Source organism: Caulobacter endophyticus (genome assembly GCF_029543245.1).
Lineage (GTDB): Bacteria > Pseudomonadota > Alphaproteobacteria > Caulobacterales > Caulobacteraceae > Caulobacter > Caulobacter endophyticus_A.
Window position 1 is genome coordinate 1 of sequence record NZ_JARQWV010000043.1, and the last position, 22373, is coordinate 22373.

At 69.2% G+C, this 22373-nt stretch carries 27 protein-coding genes and 1 other RNA gene; 20 read left to right on the forward strand and 8 right to left on the reverse strand.

Translation table 11 applies throughout. From position 1 onward, the window contains the following. Positions 1 to 90: 90 nt before the first annotated feature. Complete coding sequence (locus P7A99_RS24545) at positions 91 to 1215, reverse strand: Mrp/NBP35 family ATP-binding protein (RefSeq protein ID WP_277796335.1); 1125 nt, start codon at positions 1213 to 1215, stop codon at positions 91 to 93. A gap of 105 nt (positions 1216 to 1320) precedes the next feature. Between P7A99_RS24545 and hflK the strand changes: the two genes are divergently transcribed. Beyond that, positions 1321 to 2436: an FtsH protease activity modulator HflK gene (gene hflK / locus P7A99_RS24550; protein ID WP_277796336.1), complete on the forward strand. Its 1116-nt coding sequence runs from the start codon at positions 1321 to 1323 to the stop codon at positions 2434 to 2436. Beyond that, positions 2433 to 3281: a protease modulator HflC gene (hflC, locus tag P7A99_RS24555; RefSeq protein WP_277796337.1), complete on the forward strand. Its 849-nt coding sequence runs from the start codon at positions 2433 to 2435 to the stop codon at positions 3279 to 3281. The genes hflK and hflC overlap by 4 nt, the downstream gene beginning before the upstream one ends. A gap of 34 nt (positions 3282 to 3315) precedes the next feature. Here the strand turns inward: hflC and P7A99_RS24560 are convergent, their stop codons facing one another. From P7A99_RS24560 to P7A99_RS24570, 3 genes are read right to left on the reverse strand one after another with little or no spacing between them, the layout of a single operon-like run. Next, positions 3316 to 3981 (reverse strand): HAD family hydrolase, encoded by a 666-nt coding sequence (locus P7A99_RS24560; RefSeq protein ID WP_277796338.1) that lies wholly within the window; start codon positions 3979 to 3981, stop codon positions 3316 to 3318. After that, a complete protein-coding gene (gene serB, locus P7A99_RS24565; RefSeq protein WP_277796339.1) occupies positions 3978 to 4826 on the reverse strand; it encodes a phosphoserine phosphatase SerB in 849 nt (282 codons plus the stop codon). The genes P7A99_RS24560 and serB overlap by 4 nt, the downstream gene beginning before the upstream one ends. Before the next feature lie 42 nt (positions 4827 to 4868). Then, positions 4869 to 5354, reverse strand: coding sequence for a hypothetical protein (locus tag P7A99_RS24570; protein ID WP_277796340.1), 486 nt, complete (start codon positions 5352 to 5354; stop codon positions 4869 to 4871). A gap of 61 nt (positions 5355 to 5415) precedes the next feature. On the opposite strand from P7A99_RS24570, the gene miaA reads away from it, so the two are divergent. The 14 genes from miaA (at position 5416) to P7A99_RS24635 (ending at position 15904) form a co-directional block, all read left to right on the forward strand. Further along, complete coding sequence (gene miaA, locus P7A99_RS24575; RefSeq protein WP_431307706.1) at positions 5416 to 6273, forward strand: tRNA (adenosine(37)-N6)-dimethylallyltransferase MiaA; 858 nt, start codon at positions 5416 to 5418, stop codon at positions 6271 to 6273. Between the two features lie 89 nt (positions 6274 to 6362). Next, positions 6363 to 6845 (forward strand): CinA family protein, encoded by a 483-nt coding sequence (locus P7A99_RS24580; protein ID WP_277796342.1) that lies wholly within the window; start codon positions 6363 to 6365, stop codon positions 6843 to 6845. 118 nt (positions 6846 to 6963) lie between these two features. Continuing rightward, positions 6964 to 7011 carry a hypothetical protein gene (locus P7A99_RS25310; RefSeq protein WP_370444040.1) on the forward strand — a complete coding sequence of 16 codons (48 nt, stop codon included), beginning with the start codon at positions 6964 to 6966 and terminating at the stop codon, positions 7009 to 7011. Positions 7012 to 7121: 110 nt separating this feature from the next. After that, the gene (locus P7A99_RS24585) at positions 7122 to 8927 is read left to right on the forward strand and encodes an acetolactate synthase 3 large subunit (protein WP_277796343.1); all 1806 of its coding nucleotides are present in this window, start codon (positions 7122 to 7124) and stop codon (positions 8925 to 8927) included. Between the two features lie 41 nt (positions 8928 to 8968). Further along, positions 8969 to 9526: an acetolactate synthase small subunit gene (gene ilvN, locus P7A99_RS24590; RefSeq protein WP_101717566.1), complete on the forward strand. Its 558-nt coding sequence runs from the start codon at positions 8969 to 8971 to the stop codon at positions 9524 to 9526. Between the two features lie 5 nt (positions 9527 to 9531). Next, positions 9532 to 10419: a hypothetical protein gene (locus tag P7A99_RS24595; protein ID WP_277796344.1), complete on the forward strand. Its 888-nt coding sequence runs from the start codon at positions 9532 to 9534 to the stop codon at positions 10417 to 10419. Between the two features lie 140 nt (positions 10420 to 10559). Next, a complete protein-coding gene (locus tag P7A99_RS24600) occupies positions 10560 to 10694 on the forward strand; it encodes a hypothetical protein (protein ID WP_276611620.1) in 135 nt (44 codons plus the stop codon). Then, complete coding sequence (locus P7A99_RS24605) at positions 10691 to 10918, forward strand: Atu4866 domain-containing protein (RefSeq protein ID WP_277796345.1); 228 nt, start codon at positions 10691 to 10693, stop codon at positions 10916 to 10918. Before P7A99_RS24600 ends, P7A99_RS24605 begins: the two co-directional genes overlap by 4 nt. Before the next feature lie 5 nt (positions 10919 to 10923). Further along, positions 10924 to 11289, forward strand: a transfer-messenger RNA (tmRNA) gene (gene ssrA, locus P7A99_RS24610). 199 nt (positions 11290 to 11488) lie between these two features. Then, positions 11489 to 11968 carry an SspB family protein gene (locus P7A99_RS24615; protein WP_277796346.1) on the forward strand — a complete coding sequence of 160 codons (480 nt, stop codon included), beginning with the start codon at positions 11489 to 11491 and terminating at the stop codon, positions 11966 to 11968. Between the two features lie 3 nt (positions 11969 to 11971). After that, complete coding sequence (locus tag P7A99_RS24620) at positions 11972 to 12442, forward strand: PaaI family thioesterase (protein WP_277796347.1); 471 nt, start codon at positions 11972 to 11974, stop codon at positions 12440 to 12442. Between the two features lie 7 nt (positions 12443 to 12449). Beyond that, the gene (locus P7A99_RS24625; protein ID WP_277796348.1) at positions 12450 to 13250 is read left to right on the forward strand and encodes a C13 family peptidase; all 801 of its coding nucleotides are present in this window, start codon (positions 12450 to 12452) and stop codon (positions 13248 to 13250) included. Between the two features lie 151 nt (positions 13251 to 13401). Then, entirely contained in the window at positions 13402 to 15450 is a 2049-nt protein-coding gene (locus tag P7A99_RS24630) for a serine hydrolase domain-containing protein (protein WP_347276710.1), read from the forward strand. A 61-nt stretch (positions 15451 to 15511) separates the two neighbouring features. After that, complete coding sequence (locus P7A99_RS24635; protein WP_277796350.1) at positions 15512 to 15904, forward strand: hypothetical protein; 393 nt, start codon at positions 15512 to 15514, stop codon at positions 15902 to 15904. On the opposite strand, the gene P7A99_RS24640 is transcribed toward P7A99_RS24635, so the two are convergent. After that, a complete protein-coding gene (locus tag P7A99_RS24640) occupies positions 15866 to 16252 on the reverse strand; it encodes a RusA family crossover junction endodeoxyribonuclease (RefSeq protein ID WP_277796351.1) in 387 nt (128 codons plus the stop codon). The two genes, P7A99_RS24635 and P7A99_RS24640, sit on opposite strands and share 39 nt — an antisense overlap. 62 nt (positions 16253 to 16314) lie before the next feature. Further along, on the reverse strand, positions 16315 to 17469 hold the full coding sequence (locus tag P7A99_RS24645) for an acyltransferase family protein (RefSeq protein ID WP_277796352.1): 1155 nt from the start codon (positions 17467 to 17469) through the stop codon (positions 16315 to 16317). 135 nt (positions 17470 to 17604) lie between these two features. Here P7A99_RS24645 and fumC point away from each other — a divergent pair, with 135 nt between their 5' ends. From fumC to P7A99_RS24660, 3 genes are all read left to right on the forward strand, one after another. Next, complete coding sequence (fumC, locus tag P7A99_RS24650; protein WP_277796353.1) at positions 17605 to 18996, forward strand: class II fumarate hydratase; 1392 nt, start codon at positions 17605 to 17607, stop codon at positions 18994 to 18996. Between the two features lie 71 nt (positions 18997 to 19067). Beyond that, the gene (locus P7A99_RS24655; RefSeq protein WP_277796354.1) at positions 19068 to 19322 is read left to right on the forward strand and encodes a type II toxin-antitoxin system CcdA family antitoxin; all 255 of its coding nucleotides are present in this window, start codon (positions 19068 to 19070) and stop codon (positions 19320 to 19322) included. Between the two features lies 1 nt (position 19323). Then, entirely contained in the window at positions 19324 to 19632 is a 309-nt protein-coding gene (locus tag P7A99_RS24660; RefSeq protein WP_277796355.1) for a CcdB family protein, read from the forward strand. Here the strand turns inward: P7A99_RS24660 and P7A99_RS24665 are convergent. Further along, positions 19629 to 20027 carry a YccF domain-containing protein gene (locus tag P7A99_RS24665; RefSeq protein ID WP_101717553.1) on the reverse strand — a complete coding sequence of 133 codons (399 nt, stop codon included), beginning with the start codon at positions 20025 to 20027 and terminating at the stop codon, positions 19629 to 19631. The two genes, P7A99_RS24660 and P7A99_RS24665, sit on opposite strands and share 4 nt — an antisense overlap. A 118-nt stretch (positions 20028 to 20145) precedes the next feature. Then, positions 20146 to 21156 (reverse strand): polyprenyl synthetase family protein, encoded by a 1011-nt coding sequence (locus P7A99_RS24670; protein ID WP_277796356.1) that lies wholly within the window; start codon positions 21154 to 21156, stop codon positions 20146 to 20148. A 104-nt stretch (positions 21157 to 21260) separates the two neighbouring features. On the opposite strand from P7A99_RS24670, the gene P7A99_RS24675 reads away from it, so the two are divergent. After that, entirely contained in the window at positions 21261 to 22016 is a 756-nt protein-coding gene (locus P7A99_RS24675; protein WP_277796357.1) for a methyltransferase, read from the forward strand. The last annotated feature ends 357 nt before the right edge of the window (positions 22017 to 22373 follow it).

The window sequence follows — 22373 nt, forward strand, 5'->3', positions numbered from 1 at the left end:
CTCCCCCTCAGTCGGCGGAGTTTATCCTCGGGCCGGCCTTTGGCCGGACCCGGGGGCGACAGCTCCCCCTTCAGGGGGAGTATCTGGGCTCTAGTGCGAAATGCTCTTCCACACCGCGCGCGCCGCTTCGACGAACGCCTTGGCCGCCGCGCTGTCCGGCGCCGCCAGCACCACCGGGCGACCGGCGTCGCCGGCCTCGCGCACGCTCATCTCGATCGGCACCTGGGCCAGCACCGGCGTGCCGATCGCTTCCGCCTCGGCCACGCCGCCGCCCGAGCCGAATATCGGGATCGGCGCGCCGGTCGCGGGGTCGGCGAAGAAGGCCATGTTCTCAATGAGGCCCAGGATCGGCGTCGCGGTCTTGGCGAACATCGCCGCCGCCCGGCGCGCGTCGATCAGGGCGATCTCCTGCGGCGTGGTGACCAGCACCACCCCGTCGATGCGCAGCTTCTGCACCAGGGTCAGGTGGATGTCGCCGGTGCCCGGCGGAAGGTCGACCACCAGCACGTCCAGCGGCTGCGCTTCGCTGCCCCAGGCCACGTCGTGGATCAGCTGGCGCACCGCCGACGAGGCCATCGGCCCGCGCCAGATCATCGCCCTGCCCTCGTCGACCATGAAGCCGATCGACATCAGCTTCACGCCGTGGGCTTCCATCGGCAGCAGCTTCTTGTCCTCGAAGGTCGGCTCGCCCTCGACGCCCATCATGCGCGGCGCCGAGGGGCCGTAGATGTCGGCGTCCAGCAAGCCGACCTTCAGGCCCAGGCCCGACAGGGCGCAGGCCAGGTTGGTCGACACGGTCGACTTGCCCACCCCGCCCTTGCCCGAGGCGACGGCGATGACGTGGCGCACGTGAGCGGGCTTTTCCGAGGCCGGCGGCGGGCCGACCTGGGCCTGCGGGTCGTCGGCGACGCGCGCGCCCTTGCGCACCCTCGTGGTCTCGGCCGGAGCCTGGGCGGTCAGCACCACCTGGGCGCGGGTGATCCCGGGCAGCGCGGCCAGGGCCTTTTCGGCCGCCTCGCGCACCGGCCCATAGCCCCCGACCCGGGCGGCCGGCACCTCCAGCACGAAGCCGGCCTTGCCTTCGCGCACGACCAGGCCTTGCACCAGGCCGGCCTTCACCAGGCCAAGACCCGAGGCCGGATCCTCGATGCGATCGAGGGCCTCGCGGGCGTCTTCGGGGGTCGCGGCGGGGTTGTCGAAAGGACTCGCGGTCACGTCTTTGTCTTGCCTTGTCGTGCGGGGGTCCTCATATCCGCAGGCGGGGGCTGTTTTACAACCCCGCCATCCGCAAGAACGAGCGACGGGAAGATAGCGCCGCCCATGCCCTGGAACGACAACGCCGGACCCGGCCCCTGGGGTTCTCCCCCGCCGGGCGACGACAAGAACGACGGTGGGCGGAACAAGTCCGACCCGGGCCGCCGCCCCTCCGGCCCGCCTGGCGTTCCGCCGCCTCCGATCGACGTCAGCGAACTGGTCGAACGCATCACCGAGCGCCTGCGCGGAACCTTCGGCGGCCCTGGCCGCGGCAAGGCCATCATGCTGGGCGCCGGCGCCGTCGTCGGCCTGTGGCTGCTGACCGGCGCCTATGTCGTCCAGCCCAACCAGCAGGGCGTGGTCACCACCTTCGGCGCCTATAGCCGCACCAGCAATCCCGGCCTGCGCTACCATCTGCCCTGGCCGTTCGAGGCCGTGCAGCGCGTGCCCGTCACCTCGATCCAGACTCTCGACATCGGCGGCACGCCGGGCGCCGAGATGCCCGCCGAACGCCTGATGCTGACCGGCGACGAGAACATCGTCGACCTGTCGTTCACGGTGCAGTGGCGCGTGTCCGACGCCGGCAAGTACGTGTTCAACGTCCGCGAGCCCAACGGCGTCCTCAAGGACGTCGCCGAGAGCGCCATGCGCGAGGTGGTCGGTAAGACCGCCCTCACCCCGATCCTCACCAACGGCCGCGGCCAGGTCGAGGCCCAGACCCGCGTCCTGATGCAGCAGGTGCTCGACCGCTACGACATCGGCATCTACATCGAGGGCGTCCGCATCCAGGTGGCCAACGCCCCCGCCCCGGTCGTCGACGCCTTCCGCGACGTGCAGCGCGCGGCCCAGAACGCCCAGTCGGCCGCCAACGTCGCCCGCGGCGAGGCCGCCCAGGTGATCCAGCAGGCCAAGGGCTATCGCGAACAGGTGGTGCGCGAGGCCTCGGGCGACGCGGCCCGCTTCAACCAGGTCTACGACCAGTACAAGCTGGCCCCGGCCGTGACGCGCGAGCGCCTCTATATCGAGACGATGCAGCGCGTTCTCGAGAAGTCCAACAAGGTGATCGTCGACAACAAGGGCGCCAACGCCCCGGTGATCCTGCCGTCCGACACCTTCCGCCCCAGGACCGCCGTCGCGCCCGCCGCCGTCGCTCCTGCCGCCACCGACGGAGTCGCCCGATGAGCCGCCCCGCCAATACGCCCCTGATCGCCGCCGGCGTCGCCGCGGTCGGCGCGCTGATCCTGGTCAGCACGACGGTCTACAAGGTCGACCAGCGCCAGCAGGCCCTGGTGGTGCGCTTCGGCGATCCCGTCGCCGTGGTCACCTCGCCCGGCCTGCACCTGAAGTCGCCGATCGACAATGTGCTGCGCTTCGACAAGCGCAACATCGACCTGGCCGCCAACCAGGAAGAAGTCACCGCCGCCGACCAGCAGAAGCTGGTGGTCGACGCCTTCGTCCGCTACCGGATCTCCGACACCCGCCAGTTCTTCCGCGCCCTGGGCAGCGAGACCGTGGCCAGGGACCGCCTGGACCGCATCGTCAACGCCGCCCTGCGCGAGCAGATCGGCCGCGCCGATTCCGGCGACGTCATCGCCGGCAAGCGCGCGCAGATCATGGCCGCGATCCGCACCGAAGTCGCCCGCCAGGTCGCGGCCTCGGACCTGGGCATCCAGATCATCGACGTGCGCATCAAGCGCGCCGACCTGCCCGAGCCCAACCAGCAGGCCGTCTACGAGCGGATGCAGACCGCCCGCAAGCAGGAGGCCGCCGAGCTGCGCGCCATCGGCGACCAGCAGCGCCGCGAGATCGTCGCCACCGCCTACGAGGAAGCCGAGAAGATCCGAGGCGAAGCCGACGCCCAGCGCGCCCAGCTGTTCGCCTCCAGCTTCGGCCGCGACCCGTCCTTCGCCGCCTTCTACCGCTCGATGCAGGCCTACGAGCAGTCGCTGGGCAAGGGCGACACGACGCTGGTGCTCTCGCCCGACAGCGCCTTCTTCAAATACTTCGAAAAGGGCCCGGCGGGGTAAGAACCTCCCCCTCTGGGGGAGGCTCCCTGGGCAGTCACCCCGCCCGCTTCAGCAGGTCCAGCACCACGTGCAGGCTGTCGGCGATGTGGACGCACTTCTCGTGCATCTCCTCGGTGGGATCGAGGATGTCGGGCACCATGATGGTCATCATCCCGGCCCCGTGCGCCGCGCGGACGCCGGGATGGGAATCCTCCAGCGCCAGGCAGGCCAGCGGGTCCACGCCCAGCCGCTGGGCGGCCAGCAGGTAGGGATCCGGATGCGGCTTGTGGCGGGTCACGTCGTGGTGGGCGACCACCGCATGGAACCGGGGAAGCAGGTCAAAGCGCCCCAGATACCGCTCCACCGCCGGCAGGCCGTTCGAAGTGGCGATGGCCCGCGGCAGGCCCAGGTGGTCCAGGTGATCCAGGATCTCCTGCACCCCGTCCTTCAGCCGGATCTCGGCCTCGAGCAGCAGCTCGACGTCGGCCCACAGCCGCTCGAAGAACGGCTTTACGGGAAAGTCCTCGCCATAGAGGTCGCGCAGCATCACCGCGCATTCCGGATTGGTCTTGCCGACCATCGAGGCGTAGGTCGCCGCCGTGACCGGCACGCCGAACGCCTGGCCGGCGTCGATCATCGCCGCGCGATAGACGGTCTCGGTGTCGAGCAGCAGGCCGTCCATGTCGAAGACCACGGCCTCGACACGGCGGGGGAAGCTCACTGCGCGAACTCCTCGAAGCGGTACCCCTGGAAGTACAGCAGCGCCGTCAGGTCGGCGTGATCGACCTTCGCATGGGCCTGGGCCGCCACGATCGGCTTGGCGCGATAGGCGACGCCCAGGCCGGCGGCCTCGATCATCGCCAGGTCGTTGGCGCCGTCGCCCACGGCCAGGGCGTCGGCCGGCGTGAGGCCAAGAGCGGCGGTCTCCTCGTTCAGGGCGGCCAGCTTGGCCTCCTTGCCGAGGATCGGATCGCCGACCTCGCCGGTCAGCGCCTCTTCCAGCTCGATCAGGGTGTTGGCGCGGTTCAGGTGGAAGCCGGCGGCCTGCGCCACCCGGCTGGTGAAGAAGGTGAAACCGCCCGAGACCAGGGCGCAGCGGGCGCCGTGGGCGGCCATGGTCCGCACCAGCGTCTCGGCGCCGGGATTGAGCCGCACGCGCTCGTCGAAGCAGGTCTGCAGCGCCGAGGTGGAAAGGCCCTTCAGCATGCCGACCCGCTCGCGCAGGGCGCCTTCGAAGGCCAGCTCGCCGCGCATTGCGCGCTCGGTGATCTCGGAGACCTGGGCCTTCACGCCCGCGAAGTCGGCCAGCTCGTCCAGGCATTCGACATTGATGATCGTCGAGTCCATGTCGGCGATCAGCAGGCGCTTGCGGCGGTTTTCGACGGGCTGGATCGCGAAGTCGACGGGCTTGTCGCCGATCGCGGCGATCACCTGCTCGCGGACCGGGGCGACGTCGCCCTCGAAGGTCACGTCGACGGCGTTCGGTCCGAGCGGAACGATCTGGCCCAGCGACAAAGCGGCGGCGAGAGTTTCGGCCTCCGGGCCGACGAGGGTCAGGACGTGCATGGCGGGGCGGCTAAGCCAGTCGCCCCCCGCCGTCAACCCGGATTAGTCCATCTGGATGCCGGTGCAGCGCTGCATCAGCGCCATCGCCGCGCGCCGGCCGCCCTGCTCGGCGGTCTCGCCCGCCACCGGCTGGGCGTTCTCGAACAGGAAGCTGAGGCCTTCCTCGTACACCTTGGACGGCTTGAGGCCGCGCTGGGCGCCGTCCTCGAAGGCCTCGTCCATCATCATCCGGCCCTTGGCGCCGAAGGCTTCCAGCACGAACTGGATGCCGCGTGCGTCCTGCCCCTGCTTGGCGAACAGCTGCGGATAGCTGGTCGAGACCTGCCCGAGGATCATCAGCACCGCACCGCAGCCGGCCTTCTCTTCGTTGGACAGCGTCTGGGCCGGCGCGGCCGGCGCGACAGGCGCGCGCGGAGGGGCCACGGGCGCCGAGGCCTTGGGCTTGGCGGTCTGGGTCGTCGAGGCCTGGGCGGATCCGACCGTCAGGAAGGCGACCATCGCCGCCGCGATCATGTATGTACGCTTCATGGACCGTGACGCCCCCAATGCAACCGTCGAAACGCCCTTCGCGCCCGACTCGCGCGTCTGGATGATCGCCGGGCCCACAGCCAGCGGCAAGTCGGCCCTCGCCCTGGACCTTGCCGAACGTACCGGCGCCGAGATCGTCAACGCCGACTCGATGCAGATTTACGCCGGACTGCGGGTGCTGACGGCCGCGCCGTCTTCCGAAGAGGAGGCCCGCGCCCCGCATCACCTGTTCGGCGTCGCCGACGCGGCCGAGGGCTGGTCGGTGGGTCGCTGGCAGACGGCCGCGGTCAGGGTTCTGCACGACATCGCCGCCCGCGGACGGCCGGCCATCGTCGTCGGCGGCACCGGCCTCTATTTCCGCGCCCTGACCCACGGCCTTGCCGACGTACCGCCTGTGCCCGAAAGCCAGCGCGAGATTTCCGGCCTGCTCTACGCGGCGCAGGGCGAGGCCGCCTTCCGCGACCTGCTGCGCCCGCTCGATCCGGCCGCCGAGGCCCGTATCGAAAGCGGCGACCGCCAGCGCCTCGTCCGCGCCCACGCCGTGGCCGTCGCCACCGGCCGGGCCCTCTCCGACTGGCAGGCCGACACCCGGCCGGCGCTGCAGCCCGGCGAGTGGAGCGGCGTGGTCCTGGATCCGCCCCGCGCCGAACTCTACGACCGCTGCGACGCGCGCTTGAGCGTCATGGTCGAGACCGGCGCGCTCGAGGAGGTGGCGGCGATGGAGGCTCGCAACCTGGATCCCGCCCTGCCCGCCCTCAAGGCCGTCGGCTATCGCGAACTGGCCGCCCACCTGCGCGGCGAAACCAGCCTGGACCAGGCTCTGGACGCCGCCCGCCAGGAGACCCGCCGCTACGCCAAGCGCCAGCTCACCTGGTTCCGGAACCAGACGCCGGACTGGTCGCGGGTCGTCCCCGCCTGAGCCATCGCAAGACCCAAGCGACGTCGGCGCTCGCTACCGGCCCGGCCCGTCGCGACAACTGTTCCCCGCCTTCCTGCCAGAGCTTGCACATGACCGAACTCGCCCGTCTCGCCGCCGCCGTCGGCCAACGCCTGATCGAACGGGAAGAAACCATCGCCGTGGCGGAATGCTCGGCCGGCGGCCTGATCTCGTCAGCGCTGTTGGCCGTGCCGGGCGCATCGAAGTTCTATGTCGGCGGAGCGGTCGTCTATACCGCTCGGGCGCGCCTCACCCTGCTGGACATCCCGCAGAAGGCGATGGACGGGCTTCGCTCCGCCAGCGAGCCCTATGCACTGCTGCTGGCTCGCGTGGCCGGCAAGAACCTCAAGGCGACCTGGGGCCTGTCGGAAACCGGTGCGGCCGGTCCCGAAGGCAATCGATATGGCGACGCCGCCGGCCATTGCTGCATCGCCGCGGTGAGCGCGGCGCACGAGGTCAGTATTACCATCGAGACGGGGATCGAGGACCGTGAGGCCAACATGCGACGCTTCGCCGAGCAAGCTCTTGCCTTGCTGCTGGAAACCTTGGGCTGAAAGCTGGCGCGCGGGCGCTCGTGGCCGCCGCGCCACGGGTCGTTTCTTGCGTCAAACCGCGCCTTGACGCCCCTCCGCGAGCATGGCATTCCCCAATCATCCATTTGGAGCAACACTCGTGCGCACCACCATGATCGTACTTATGGAGCGGCCGTTCACGGCGTGACCTCGAAGTCACGTTGATAGATCGGTCGCGCGCACAAAGGTCCTTCGGGGCCTTTTTTCTTTTCCGCCGCCTCCAAAGCCCAGCTTTCACGTCCATCCGGGACTTCCGCCATGACCGCCCATCAGACCATCGAGAGCAACGCTCCCGCAGACTCCGCGAACCGCGCCATGACCGGCGCCGAGATCGTGGTCCGCGGCCTCGTCGATCAAGGCGTCGAGGTGCTGTTCGGCTATCCGGGCGGCGCGGTCCTGCCGATCTATGACGCGCTGTTCCACGAGCCGCGCCTGCAGCACATCCTGGTCCGCCACGAGCAGGGCGCCACCCACGCCGCCGAAGGCTACGCCCGCAGCTCGGGCAAGCCGGGCGTCGTCCTGGTCACCTCGGGCCCGGGCGCGACCAACGCCATCACCGGCATCATGGACGCCCTGATGGACTCGATCCCGATGGTCGTCATCACCGGCCAGGTCCCGACCCACCTGATCGGCACCGACGCCTTCCAGGAAGCCGACACTGTCGGCATGACCCGCTCGTGCACCAAGCACAACTACCTGGTCAAAGACGTCCGCGACTTGCCCCAGATCATCCACGAGGCCTTCAAGATCGCCACCACCGGCCGTCCGGGCCCGGTGCTGATCGACATCCCCAAGGACGTCCAGTTCGCCAAGGGCGAATACTACGGCCCGACCGAGGTCGCCTCGAGCCACGCCTATTCGCCGCGCATCAAGGGCGACGCCGGCCGCATCGCCGAAGCGGCCAAGATGATCGCCGGCGCCCGCCGGCCGATCTTCTACACCGGCGGCGGCGTCATCAACGCCGGCCCCAAGGCCAGCCAGGCCCTGCGCGAGTTCGCCGCCCTGACCGGCGCGCCGGTCACCTCGACCCTGATGGGCCTGGGCGCCTTCCCGGCCGCCGATCCGGCGTGGCTGGGCATGCTGGGCATGCACGGCACGTTCGAAGCCAACAACGCCATGCACGACTGCGACGTGATGATCTGCGTCGGCGCCCGCTTCGACGACCGCGTCACCGGGCGCCTGGACGCCTTCTCGCCGGGCAGCAAGAAGATCCACATCGACATCGACGCCTCGTCGATCAACAAGAACGTCCGCGTCGACCTGCCGATCGTCGGCGACGCCGGCAGCGTCCTGGAAGACCTGATCGAGGCCTGGAAGACCGCCGGCCACCAGCCCAACAAGGCCGCCCTGACCGACTGGTGGGCCCAGATCGACGCGTGGCGCGCCCGCCAGTGCCTCGCCTACAAGCGCTCGGACACGGTCATCAAGCCGCAGTACGCCATCCAGCGCCTGTACGAGCTGAGCAAGGACAAGGACGTCTACATCACGACGGAAGTCGGCCAGCACCAGATGTGGGCCGCGCAGTTCTTCCGCTTCGAGGAGCCCAACCGCTGGATGACCTCCGGGGGCCTCGGCACCATGGGCTACGGCCTGCCCGCCGCCCTGGGCGTGCAGCTGGCCCACCCCAAGAGCCTGGTCGTCGACATCGCCGGCGAAGCCTCGATCCAGATGTGCATCCAGGAACTGTCGACGGCGATCCAGTTCGACCTGCCGGTCAAGATCTTCATCCTGAACAACGAATGGATGGGCATGGTCCGCCAGTGGCAGCAACTGCTGCATGGCGAGCGCTACAGCCACTCCTATTCCGACAGCCTGCCCGACTTCGTGAAGCTGGCCGAAGCCTATGGCGCGGTCGGCATCCGCTGCTCGGACCCGGCCGAGCTGGACGCCAAGATCCTGGAGATGATCAACAGCGACAAGCCGGTGATCTTCGACTGCCGCGTCGAAAAGCACGAGAACTGCCTGCCGATGATCCCCTCGGGCAAGGCACACAACGAGATGATCATGGGCGAGGTCGAGGACATCGGAAACGTCATCGGCGAGGACGGCGCGGGGCTGGTCTGATCGGCCTCGCCCTTCGCCTTACACTGTTCTAGGCTCCATTCATGACCGCAAACGTCCAACCCGCCCCCGCCTCGGCCTACGATCTCAGCCCTAACGAGCAGGCCGAGCAGACCGCGACCTTCGCCCTGCTGGTCGACAACGAGCCGGGGGTGCTGCACCGCGTGGTCGGCCTGTTCGCCGCGCGCGGCTACAACATCGAAAGCCTCACGGTGGCCGAGACCGACCGAAAGGCCCACACCAGCCGCATCACCGTGGTCACCCGCGGCACGCGCCAGGTGCTCGACCAGATCGAGGCCCAGTTGAACAAGGTGGTCAATGTCCGCCGCGTGCACGACGTCACCCGCGATCCGAACGGCGTCGAGCGCGAACTGGCCCTGGTCAAGGTGCGCGGCTCGGGCCCCGAACGCGTCGAGGCCCTGCGCATCGCCGACATCTTCCGCGCCAAGCCGGTGGACACCACGCTGGAGAGCTTCGTGTTCGAAATCTCGGGCGCGCCGTCGAAGATCGACAAGTTCCTCGACCTGATGCGTCCGCTGGGCCTGGTGGAACTTTCCCGCACGGGCGTCCTTTCCATCGAGCGGGGCTTCGAAGGGATGTAAGCCGCATGAGCGTGATCGGACCGGCCATTCTCGCGGGAGCCCTGGCGCTCGCGGCCCAGGCCCAGCCGGTCGCGCCCGTGGTTCCCGCCACCCCCGCGCCGCCGCCGGATCCGGCGGCCTGGTGGTCGAACGAAATCCCGCGCCCCTCCTCCGAAGTCGACCCGCTGGCCGGACGCCGACTGGGGCGCAAGGAACAGCCCGTCCCGATCGACAATGGCGTCGATCCCCTGCTCTATCGCCTGTGGGGCCTTCAGCCTCTTCAGACCCAACTCGTGCGCGGCGGCGAGCTCGTGCTCGAAGCCTGGGCCCGACCCGCACGCGGCGTACGCCAGGCGGTCGTCCGGGTCACGGTGCGCCGCGACGGCCGCGCCTTCGTCCAGGCCCGCGCGGGCCTCGGCTGCTGCACCCCCGAGATCGGCCGGCGCGTCGACATCAACGCCGAACTTCCGGACGACCGCATCGCCGCGCTCAAGGCCCTGGCCGGCGACGCCGCCTGGGGCCAGCCCCGCAGTGTCATCGTCGATTATGGCGGCGGCGCGGTCGAAGGGGTCTGTGTCGATGGCGTCTCCTGGGACGTGACCCTACTGGTCCCCGGCCAGGCCCGCCATCTGCGCCGCGCCTGCGACGACGCCGAGGTCGGCTCGATCGCCGGCGTCCTCTCGGCCGTGGTCGGCGCGGCGGCGGGCCGCGATCCCCTCTTCGACGCGGTGCTGCCGCGCGGCGGCGACTTCTCGCGCCAGGCCAAGGCCTATGCCGACCTCAAGGCCCAGGGCGGCCAGCTTAAGGCCGGAACCTCTAGCCGCCCGCAGCCGCCGGCCGTTCCGGTGGCCGAGGACGAGCCTGAGCCCGCCGAACCGCCGACGCCAATTCCCGTCACGTCCGAGCCCCGCTGACCGCAGATCCGTAGGATCGTGCAATCAACCCGGAGCATCGCTCTACCGGCTAGACAGCCGGTCGGGTCATATTGGCCTCGTTCCGCCGTAGCTCCCCTGCGGCGCTCCCCCAAACCAAAACCCCAAATCAAAGCCTGGCCATGACCCGCCACATGCCCCGTCGCGCGACGGCGGCGCCGCGCTGGTTCGCCGTCGCCCTCTGGGCCGGCGCCTGCGCGATGGCCGCCCTGCCCGCCCTGCTCTCGTCCGCTTCCGCCTGGAGGATCCTGCCATGATGATCGATCACCTCCCCGTCTCCGGCGTCTGGTCCTCGCCCGATGGACGCTTCAGCCTCGAACTGCGCCCCGACGGCCGCTTCGTCGAGGTCCATGCCGACCCCGACAGCGTGTTCACCGGCGCCTACGTCCTGGTCGGCGAAACCCTCAAGCTGTTCGAGGATCACGGCGCCGTCGTCACCGGTCGCCTGGCCGAAGGCCGCCTCAGCCTGGGGACGGTTTAGCCGCGCCCCTTCCCTCGCGTGGGACGAAGCCCTATATTGGGATTGTCCGGCTTCGGCCGAACTATGGGGATAAACGCGCACGTAATAAGCGGACTGGACCCGGGTGCGATTCCCGGCGGCTCCACCAAATCTCTCCCGAGTTATCACGGGACTGCATGGGGCCGATCAGCATCGACAGACGTGTAAAGGTGTTTGCTTTCTCTCGGCTTGGCCCACCGTTTCGGGCCATTAAACTAAATGCGAACGATAACTTCGCTGAAGAGTTCGCCGTCGCTGCGTAATGCGGTGCAGGTGAATTCGCCTCTTAAGTCCTAGGGGTTCAGATCCCTAGGCGGGGCCCGGAGGGAGCCTGGCAACAGAATCCCTCCACTTTCCAGATATCCAGATGGCTCTCGACAGCCCTTTCCGGGACGATTTAAGCGTGCTCGACGACGGAACGCCGTCGCTTTTGGACACCGTCGGCCACCCCCGAAAATTTGTACGCCGCTACCGTATACGGGCGCCTTTGCCGCAAGCCCGCGACAGGTTACGCTGGCGGCTGGATTATCGTTTTTGCTTAATCGAAGACCCATGGCCCGCACTCCTCCGACCGAAGACCTGATGCAGTACGAGGCCATGGCCCAGGACGCCCTGCGCGGCGTCGTGAAAGCCGCGCTGAAGAAGGCCGCCGCGCCCGGCGGCCTGCCCGAGCCGCACCATCTCTACATCACCTTCAAGACCCAGGCCGCCGGCGTCTCCGCCCCGCAGGACCTGCTCGGCAAGTATCCCGACGAGATGACGATCATCCTGCAGCACCAGTATTGGGACCTGGCGCCGGGCGAGACCTTCTTCTCGGTGACGCTGAAGTTCGGCGGCCAGCCCAAGCGCCTGTCGATCCCCTATGCCGCCGTGACCCGCTTCTACGATCCGTCGGTGCAGTTCGCCCTTCAGTTCGAGGCGCCCGAGATCGAGCCCGCGCCGGTCGAGCCCGAGCCGGACCCCACTCCGCCCCCCGCCGACGGCGACGAGGCCCCCAAGATCATCTCCCTCGACCAGTTCCGGAAGAAGTAGGCCTTGAGCGACATCGCCTCGGATGAGACCCAAACCCTCACCGACGAGGCGATCCTCGCGCGCTTCCACGCTTCCAAGAACCCGCCGCCCAGCGCTCGCACGCTGGGCTTTGCGCTGACCGCCGTCAGCCAGGCCGAGCGGCGGGTCGAGATCGCCTTCGACGCCCGCGCCGACCTGCTGGCCAACCCGATGGGCCAGGTCCAGGGCGGCTTCGTCTGCGCCATGCTGGACGAGTGCATGTCGGTGGCGGGCATGATCGCCTCGGGCATGACCCACGTAGTCCCGACCCTCGAGATGAAAACGAGCTTCCTGCGGCCGGCCATGCCCGGTCCGCTGCGGGGCGTCGGTCGCGTTGTGAAGTGGGGCCGCACCGTCTGCTTCATGGAGGGCGAACTCTACGACGCCGAGGGCCGATTGCTGGCCACGTCGACGGGAACTGCCCTTCCGACACCCTTCGCCAAGTTCAAGACCTAGGCGCGCCATGACCCGGACGGCGGGTTTCCTTATCAGTCTGCTTGTGGCCTGCCTGGCCACCGCGCCTGCTCATGCCGAAGGCCCGTTCGAGCGATGGGCCGCCGTCGTCGTGGCCGGCGACTTCCGCGCCCATTCCGGCGGCGCGACCGAAGCCTTCGACAATGCCCGCCGCGACGTCTCCAGAAGCCTGACGGCGCTGGGTTTTCCCGCCCCGGCCCAGTTCTCGACCCGCCCCAAGCGCTACCCGTCGCAGGGCGTGGCCGCTTCTGATCCCAAGTCGATCCAGGCCGGCCTGGCTTTAGCCGCCGAAACGTCTCCGGACGGCTGCTTCGTCTACATCACCTCGCACGGCGCGCCCGAAGGCGTGGTCATGGGCGAGAAGATACTGCGCCCCCAAAGGCTGGCGGCGATGGTCGACGCCGCCTGCCCCGGCCGGCCGTCGATCGTGGTGATCTCGGCCTGCTTCTCGGGCGTGTTCGTCCCAGCGCTGGAGCGCGACGACCGCATGATCCTGACCGCCGCCCGCCCCGACCGCACCTCGTTCGGCTGCGGCGAAAGCGATCGCTATCCCTATTTCGACGACTGCTTCCTGAGCGAGATCGGCAAGGCCCGCGACTTCGCCGCACTCGGCGGGGCGGTGCAGGCCTGTGTTGCCCGCAAGGAAGTCGAGACCGGCATGACCCCGCCGTCCGAGCCCCAGGTATGGATCGGCCCCGAGCTTCGGCCGCTGCTGCCGCTTTTCGCTTTCGCCAAGGCCCGAAAACCGGCGCCGGCGCCGGCGGCCCGGCCATCGCCGGCTGGAAACTGAACAGCCCGACTGACGCAGCGGCAGTTTTCTTCCCGGCGCCGGTGTCCCTCGTCGCGCGAATTGGCCTAAGAAGGCCTCGAGGGGCTCTATCGGCGAGGTGGGATACGTGACGTTGCGTTTGTCGTCCAAGGTCGCGCGGTGCGCGGCGGTCGTGGGGATCTGGCTGGCGGGCTCGAGCAGCGCCACGAGCCAAGGCACGGCGCCGACGACCGCGATATCGACTGCGCCCCGCGCATCGCTCCCCGCGCCGGCGACAACCACGCCGAGGACAGCGCAGCCCGTTCGCGCGACGCGCTCGCCCGCGCCGGCCGCCGCGACGCCTCCTGTCGCGCCCGCCCTCCCCGGCGTAACGCCTCTGCCCGCGCCCGAGCTGGAAGCCTTCGTCGACGGCTTCGTCCGCCGCTCGATGAACCAGGACCACATCGCCGGCGTGACGGTTTCGGTCGTCCAGAACGGACAGGTCGTGCTGAAGAAGGGCTATGGCGTCGCCAGCCTGTCGGGCGGTCGCCGGGTCGACCCGGACCGCACCCTGTTCCGCATCGGCTCGATCTCCAAGACCTTCACCTGGATCGCGTTGCAGAACGAGATCGACGCCGGCCGCATCCGCCCCGACACCCCGATCAACGTTTACCTGCCCGAGAAGCTTCAGGTACGCGACCAGGGCAAGAAGAACCCGGTGCGGGTGCGCGACCTCTACAACCACACCCCCGGCTTCGAGGACCGCGCGCTGGGCCAGTTGTTCGAGCGCGACGAGCGCCGCATCCGGCCGCTCGACGTCTATCTGCGCCAGGAACGCCCAAACCGGGTGCGCGAGCCGGGCGTGCTGCCGGCCTATTCCAACTACGGCGTCGCCCTGGTCGGCGCGGCCCTGGCCAACACCGGCGCCAAACCGTTCGAGGACCTGATCGCCGAGCGCGTGATCGTTCCCGCGGGTCTGGCCCGCACCACCTTCCGCGAGCCGCGCTCCTGGCGCGACGACCTGCCCGCGCCCATGGCCCCGGCGCTGGCCGCCGACATGGCCGAGGGCTATCGCTGGACGCCGCTGGGCCTGCAGGCCCAGCCGGTGGAGTTCATCGGCCAGATCGCCCCGGCCGGGTCGGCCTCGAGCACCGCCGCCGACATGGCGCGCTACATGACCTTGCTGCTGAACGGCGGCACGATCGACGGCCGCACCGTGTTTTCCGCCCGCGCCGCCCAGGCGTTCCGCACGCCCAGCTACCGCCCTGCGGCCGGCGCCGCGGGCTTCAACAGCGGCTTCCAGGACATCGCCCTGCCCGGCAATCGCCGCGGCTTCGGCCATGCCGGCGCGACCCTGTGGTTCCACTCCAACATGGTGATCGCGCCGGACCTGGGCCTGGGGGTCTTCGTCTCGGTCAACACCGACACCGGCCAGAGCCTGCCGGCGACCCTGCCCGCCGCAATCGTCGAGCGCTTCTACGCTCCGGCCCGAGCCGTGCCGACATTCACGCCGCTGAGCGCCGAGGCCATCGCCGCCTACGAGGGCGACTACCTGACCGACCGCCGCGCCTATAGCGGGCTGGAGGGCTTCATCAACCGGCTGATCGGCGTGGCCAAGGTGCGGGCCAGCACCCAGGGCGGCCTGGCGGTGACCACCGACCAACACACCCGGCTGTGGCTTCCCACCGACCGTCCGGATGTCTTCAAGGCCGCAGACGGCCCGGCCCTGATGGTTTTCCAGCGCCAGGACGGCACGCCCGTACGCTTCTTCGCCCCCAATGGCGGGGCCGCCTTCGAGCGCACCGGCCGACTGTTCAGCCTGGGCCTGCTGGTGGGCGTCGCGGCGCTGACCGCCCTGGCCTCGATCGCCACGCTCGGCGGCGTCTTCATCCGTAGCCGCCGCGACACCCGCCAGACCCCGAACCAGGCGCTCGCCAGCCTGCTTCAGACCACCCAGGCCGTACTCTGGCTGGGGGCGATGATCTGCACCGGCGTCTTCGCCGCAGGGTCCAGCGACGTGGCCTCCGTCGTCTTCGAATGGCCCAGCGGCTGGCTGCTGACGGCTTCGGCCCTGGCCGTGGTCGCCTCGGCGCTCAGCGTGGTGGCCGTGCCGATCATGTTCCTCACCTGGCGCGGCGGCCGCCGGGTGGACAGCTGGGGCGATCTTCGCAAGGTGTCCTTCGCGGTCACCGTGCTGATCTTCCTGTTGTTCTCCTTCCTGCTGTTCAGCTGGAGCTTCTGAAGCCGCTTCGGCATGCCGCGTGCAGGCTCCCCCGTCGTGGCGACGATGGGGGAGTTCGCGCGTGTCGAAACGGAACGTCTGTATCCTGGCGGGAGCGGGCCTCGGCGCCTGGCTGGCCGCCACGCTGTTCTACGGGGCCTTCGGCGCCGGCCTGATCGAACGGGCCTTCTGGTTCTACGCTCTAAACGCATTCCTGACCGCGGCGCTGGTCACCTTCGCCTTCCAGGCCACGGCGAGGTTGCTACGCATCCCTCGCGCCCGGCGTCTCTTTCCAGCCATGGCCTTCGCCCTGCCCGGCGTCGCGGCGGCGAACCTGATCCTGCTGGGCCTCGTGCCGCTGGCGCCCGGCGCAGAGCCATCCAGCCTGGGGCGATATCTGGCCTTCCTGATCGTGCTCTACATCTCGGTCGGCGCGTCAGTCTTCGAGCGTGCCCCGCAGAAAGCGCGACACTAGCTTCCGCACCACGATCACGATCCGCTCGCGCTCGCCCGGACGTCGCTCGACCAGCAGCCGGGCGACCTGGGCGTCATCATGGAAGGCGTAGCCCTTGATGGCGTCGAGCAGGGCCTTGGCCAGGTTGTCGAGGTCCAGCCACGGCGGCTCGCCGACGAACTCCATGCCGATCTCGACCGAGAATTCGCCCCAGGCCGGCCGCGAACCCCGCCAGCTCTTGCGGAAGAACTCATAGATCAGCGGCTTGTAGTACTTGGCCTGGGTGGTCAGGCCGTCGACCACGATGGTCAGCTCGCCCCCGGCCTCGCGGGCGCGGACCTTGCCGTGATGCGTCCAGTCGTCTTGCAAGCGCGAGGCCTCCGGGCCCGCCGGCGCGGCGGGCGTCGGAGCGCTGTCTACGCGCCCGGAGGCTAGAGGCGCAAATGGATCCCGCGCCGATGCAGCGGGATCAGGAGCGCCAGGATGAAGGCCAGCACCGCCAGGGCGCAGGCCAGGGACGCGGCCTTGGGCTCCGGGATCACCCGCAGGGCCAGATCATAGACCAGGCCCTGGGCCGAATGACCGCCCGGCAGCAGCGGCATCGAGCCGAAGATCCCCAGCAGCTGCGACAGGATGAAGGCCAGGATGGCGTTCCCGCCGAAGATGGTCAGCGGCGCAGCCAGCTTCAGCGCCGGCTTCACGTCCGCCAGCAGGTCGAGCACGAACAAGGCCGCCATCGACAGGCCGCTGCTCAGCAGGGCGAAGCTGGGCGTCCAGATCGACTTGTTGATCGGCATGACTCCGTCCAGCAGCAGACCGCCGGCGATCAGCGCGGCCGACAGCAGGGCCAGGGCGAAGCGGCTGGCCCCGCCCCTCGCCAGCAAGGCCGCGGCGATCGCGCCGATCAGCACGTTGACGGCGGCCGGCAGGGTCGAAAGCAGGCCCTCGGGATCGTAGGTGACGCCCACGCCTTCCGTGGTTCCATGCTTCCAGATGTGCGGGATGGTGATCACCGCCCGGTCGATGAAGGCCGGTAACGAGCCATGCGAGTCGAGACGCCCAGCCCCAAAGCCCGGGACCGGAACGAAGGCCAGCAGCGCCCAATAGATCGCCAGCAGCGCGAAGGCGGCCGCTCCCACGGCGACGAAGCTGAACTTCAGGCGGCTTCCGGCGCGCGGCGCGGCCAACACGCAGATCGCCACGCCCAGCGCGTAGCAGAGGCCGATGCGCTGCAGGATGCCCGGCAGGCGGAGATGGGCGAAATCGAACTTCGGCAGGGCGTTCAGCAGCAAACCGAGCAGGATCAGCATCGCCGTACGGCGCGCGACCTTGATCCAGAAGGCGGCCGAGCCGCGATCACCGGGCGTCAGCCGCGGAACCGACAGGCCGATCGCCATGCCCACGCAGAACAGGAAGGTCGGAAAGACCAGGTCGGCCGGCGTCCAGCCGTGCCAGGGCGCGTGAGCGAGCGGAGCATAGACCTGGCTCCAGGATCCCGGGCTGACCACGATGATCATTCCCGCCACCGCCAGGCCGCGCAGCAGATCCAGCGCGACGATCCGACCGCCGCCCTTGCTCGACGCCATGAACGCTTTCCCCCGAGTACTTTTCAGGGCCCGGAGGGTTCGCATGCTCTCGCCTGGTGTCAACCAGCCTCGCGAACGTTGCCCTGGCGGCCCTCAGGGTCTAGACCCCCGTCGACCGTTTTCCGGGAGACCCGCATGACCGCCACGCGCACCGAGACCGACACCTTCGGCCCCATCGAAGTCGCCGCCGACCGCTATTGGGGCGCGCAAGCCCAGCGCAGCCTCGGCAACTTCAAGATCGGCTGGGAAAAGCAGCCGCTGCCGGTCGTCCGGGCCCTGGGCGTCGTCAAGCGCGCCGCCGCCGAGACCAACCACAAGCTCGGCAAGCTGGACGCCGCTATCAAGGACGCCATCGTCCAGGCCGCCAACGAGGTGATCGAAGGCAAGCTGAACGACCACTTCCCGCTGGTCGTCTGGCAGACCGGCTCGGGCACCCAGTCGAACATGAACGCCAACGAGGTGATCTCGAACCGCGCGATCGAGATCCTGGGCGGCGAGATGGGCTCCAAGAAGCCCGTCCACCCGAACGACCACGTCAACATGAGCCAGTCGTCGAACGACACCTATCCGACGGCGATGCACGTGGCCTGCGCCGAGCAGATCGTCTCGGACCTGCTGCCGGCGCTGAAGCACCTGCACGCGGCCCTGAAGGCCAAGTCGGAAGCCTGGGCCGAGATCATCAAGATCGGCCGCACGCACACCCAGGACGCCACCCCGCTGACGCTGGGCCAGGAGTTCGGCGGCTACACCCAGCAGGTCGAGAACGGCATCGAGCGCATCGAGCAGACCCTGCCCAAGCTGATGCAACTGGCCCAGGGCGGCACCGCCGTCGGCACCGGCCTGAACGCGCCGATCGGCTTCGCCGAAGGCGTGGCCGAAGCCATCGCCGCCATCACCGGCCTGCCCTTCACCACCGCTCCGAACAAGTTCGAGGCCCTGGCCGCCCATGACGCCATGGTGTTCAGCCACGGCGCGATCAACACGGTCGCCGCCAGCCTGTTCAAGATCGCCAACGACATCCGCTTCCTGGGCTCGGGCCCGCGCGCGGGTCTGGGCGAACTGGCCCTGCCGGAAAACGAGCCGGGCTCGTCGATCATGCCGGGCAAGGTCAACCCCACCCAGTGCGAAGCGCTCACCCAGGTCTGCGTGCAGGTGTTCGGCAACCACGCCGCCCTGACCTTCGCCGGCAGCCAAGGTCACTTCGAACTGAACGTCTTCAACCCGGTGATGGCCTACAACTTCCTGCAGTCGGTGCGCCTGCTGGCCGACGCGGCGATCAGCTTCACCGACAACTGCGTGGTCGGCATCGAGCCGCGCATCGACAACATCCAGAAGGGCGTCGAGAACTCGCTGATGCTGGTCACGGCCCTGAACGGCCGCCTGGGCTACGACATCTGCGCCAAGATCGCCAAGACCGCCCACAAGAACGGCACCACCCTGCGCGAGGAAGCCGTCGGCGGCGGCTACCTGACGAACGAAGAGTTCGACCAGTACGTCCGTCCGGAAAAGATGGTCTCGCCGGGCTGAGGCTCGTCGCCATCGCGATGACGATGAAGGGGTCGCTTCGGCGGCCCCTTTTTCGTGTTAGGCTTCCTTCCATGGGCAAGCCTGAACTCGACATCGCGGCCGGACAGGGCGTCGATCCGGAACTGCTGGCGCAGGCGCAGCGGCTTGGGGTCTCTGTCGTTGGCATGAGCGAGACGCAGTTGCGCCTGCACCTTCAGAAGGTCGATCCCGCTGGTGCGGAGGAACGCGCCAGGCGCTGGGCGGAGGAGAACGCCGAGGCGATCACCGACCACAACGCGCGCGTGGCCCGGCGCGGCCTGATCTCGGACCATTTCCGGAAATGGTAGCTTGAGGCAGTTCGACGTCTATCGAAACCCGGTCCCTGCGGCGCGTGGCGTCGCGCCGTTCCTCGCCATCCTGTCATCCCATCACCTTCACGGCCTTACCGAGGTCGTCGTCGCACCAGTTGTGAACGATGTGCAGAGCGCTATCGCCGATCTTGAGATCCCCGTCGTCGTCGAGGATCAGGCTTTGACTTTGGTGGTGAGCGAACTCTTCAGCCTCGATGCCCATCAACTTCGCCAGCGCATCGCCTCGCTCGCCGCGCATGAGGACGCCATCCGCCGCGCCCTCGACCGGCTGTTCACCGGCTTCTAGCGGCGCACCACGGTGCGGCCGATCGGGGCCAGGGCGATGTAGGCCAGTTGCAGGTCCTTGATGGCGAACGGGATGCCGATGATGCTGATGGCCTCGGCTACGGCGATCAGCAGGTGGCTGAGCGCGATGTACCAGCCGCCCAGCACGAACCAGATCAGGTTCAGCAGGAAGCCCAGCGGACCGGTGCCGATGTCGCTGCGTCCGGTAACGATCTCGCGGCTGACGATCTCCTTGCCGAACGGCCAGAAGGCGAAGCCGGCGATGCGCCAGGCAGCGCCCGCATAGGGCAGGCCGACGATGGTGATGGCCAGCAGCAGGCCGCCCAGCAGCCACAGCAGGCCAGACAGCCAGCCGCCGAGGAAGAACCAGAGCAGGTTGAGGATGAAGCGGATCATCGCGGTCCTTTCGTCTCGGCCAAGACTTGGGATCTCGTCGGCGCGTTGTCGAGCTTTGCGGCGCGACCTTACGGCGAATTCACCGCGCCCCGCCTGACCGTCGCTTGACCGTCTGGCGTCAGGCCCGGCGGCTGACCGCGAAGTCGGCGAGGCTTTCGAGGCTTTCGCGCCAGTCATTGGCCGGGAACACCGCCAGGGCGGCCTTGGCCTTGTCGGCGTACTCGGCGGCCAGGTCCAGCGTGGCGTCCAGCGCTCCGGTGCCGATGATCAGCTCGCGGGCGCGGCGGAAATCGGCTTCGGTCTGTTCGCGGCGGCCGATGGCGCGCTCCCAGAAATCGGCCTCGCGCGGACCCGAGCGCGAAATGGCCAGCAGCAGCGGCAAGGTCGCCTTGCCTTCGCGGAAGTCGTCGCCGGCGTTCTTGCCGAGGGTCTCGGTGGCGCCGCCGTAGTCGAGGGCGTCGTCGGCCAGCTGGAAGGCCAGGCCAAGGCTCATGCCGTAGTCGCGCAGGGCCTTGGACTTTTCGGCGTCGACGCCGGCCGACACGGCGCCGGCCTCGGCGGCGGCGGCGAACAGCTCGGCGGTCTTGGCCGCGATGATTTCGAGATAGACCGCCTGCGACAGGTTGAGGTCATGGCTGCGCATCAGCTGCAGCACCTCGCCCTCGGCGATGACGCGGCTGGCCTGGGCCAGGATCTGGAGAGCGCGCATCGAGTCGGTCTCGACCATCAGCTCGAAGGCGCGGGCGAACAGGAAGTCGCCGACCAGCACGCTCTGGGCCGCGCCCCAGATCAGGTGCGCGGCGACCTTGCCACGGCGCAGCTGGCTGCCGTCGACCACGTCGTCATGCAGCAGGGTGGCGGTATGGATGAACTCGACGGCGGCGGCCAGCTTCAGACAGTGCTCGTTATCCGAACCGGCCAGGCGCGCGGCGGCCACGGTCAGCAGCGGGCGCAGGCGCTTGCCGCCGGCGGCGATCAGGTGCTCGGCCAGGGCCGGGATCACCGGAACATCGCTTTGCATGCGATCGGTGATCAGGCGGTCGACGCCGCCCATGTCGGCGGCGGCCAGGCGCACGAGACGATCCACCGATCCCGGCTGACGGGCGAGGGTCGCTGCAGCTGCGTCCAAGACCATGTACTCCTCAGGCGACGCCGCTCGTAGCGCCATGGGCGTTGCGAGCGACAATGGTGGCGGGATAGGTCAGGGTCAAGGCGAGCACAAGGCCCGAAACGTTGTCCGACCCCACCTCAGTTCCTTCCGTCACTGAAGACCGCGTCCTCGACGGGCGTGTGAAGCTTCGCCAATCGGCCGCCGGATACCGGGCCGGGCTTGATGCAGCCCTGCTGGCTGCGGCCTGCGACGCCGGCGCCGGAGAACGTGTTATCGAAGCCGGGTGCGGCGTCGGCGCGGCGCTGCTGGCCGCCGCGACACGCCGAACGGACGCGCGATTCGCCGGGCTGGAGCGCGATTCCGCCGCCGCCGCCCTGGCCCGCGAGAACGCCGCGCTGAACGGCCTGGCCGATCGCGTCGAGATCGTCGAGGGCGACGTGGCGGCCGGCTTCCGGGCGCTGGCCCTGCCCGTCTTCGACGCGATGATGAGCAACCCGCCGTTCTTCGACGATCCCAAGGCCCTGCGCGCGCCGGCGCCCGAGAAAACCGGCGCCTGGATGGCCGATGCGGGCCTCTCCGCCTGGACCGCCTTCGCCCTCAAGGCCGTGCGCGAGGGCGGGACGATCACCCTGATCCACCGCGCCGACCGCCTGGCCGACATTCTCGCCCTGCTGGCCCCCAAGGCCGGGTCGTTCCGCATCCGCCCGATCCAGCCCTTCGCCGACACGCCGGCCAAGCGGGTGCTGGTGCGGGCGGTGAAGACCGGCAAGGCGCCGTTGGTGCTGCTGCCGGCCCTGGTGCTGCACGAGCGCGGCGGGGGGCAACATTCGGTGGAAGCCGAGGCGATCCTGCGGGGAGAAGCGGCGCTGGCGTGGTGAGCGGGAACCTCTGTCTCCTGGGGGCGATCGCGTCAGTGATCGGTCGGGGCGTTCCGGCAGCTGCAAACGGCCCCTCCAGCCCTCCGCCCAAGATGCTACCCCTGAAGGGGGAGCTGTCGCGAAGCGACTGAGGGGGAAGGGATTGGGGCTTTGCTGGTGAACTGCCCTTATCAGACACTTCCCCCTCCGGCCCTTCGGGCCACCTCCCCCTTCAGGGGGAGGGTCTGGCTCTGCGAACCTCCCCCTCTGGGGGAGGTTCCTTGAGGCGCGACTTTGCAGTCTCCCGCGTTCACACGCGTTAGTTCGGGGAGGCGCGGAGCGGCCGGGCGGAGCCCGGAGACCGTGTGTTTGTTTAGC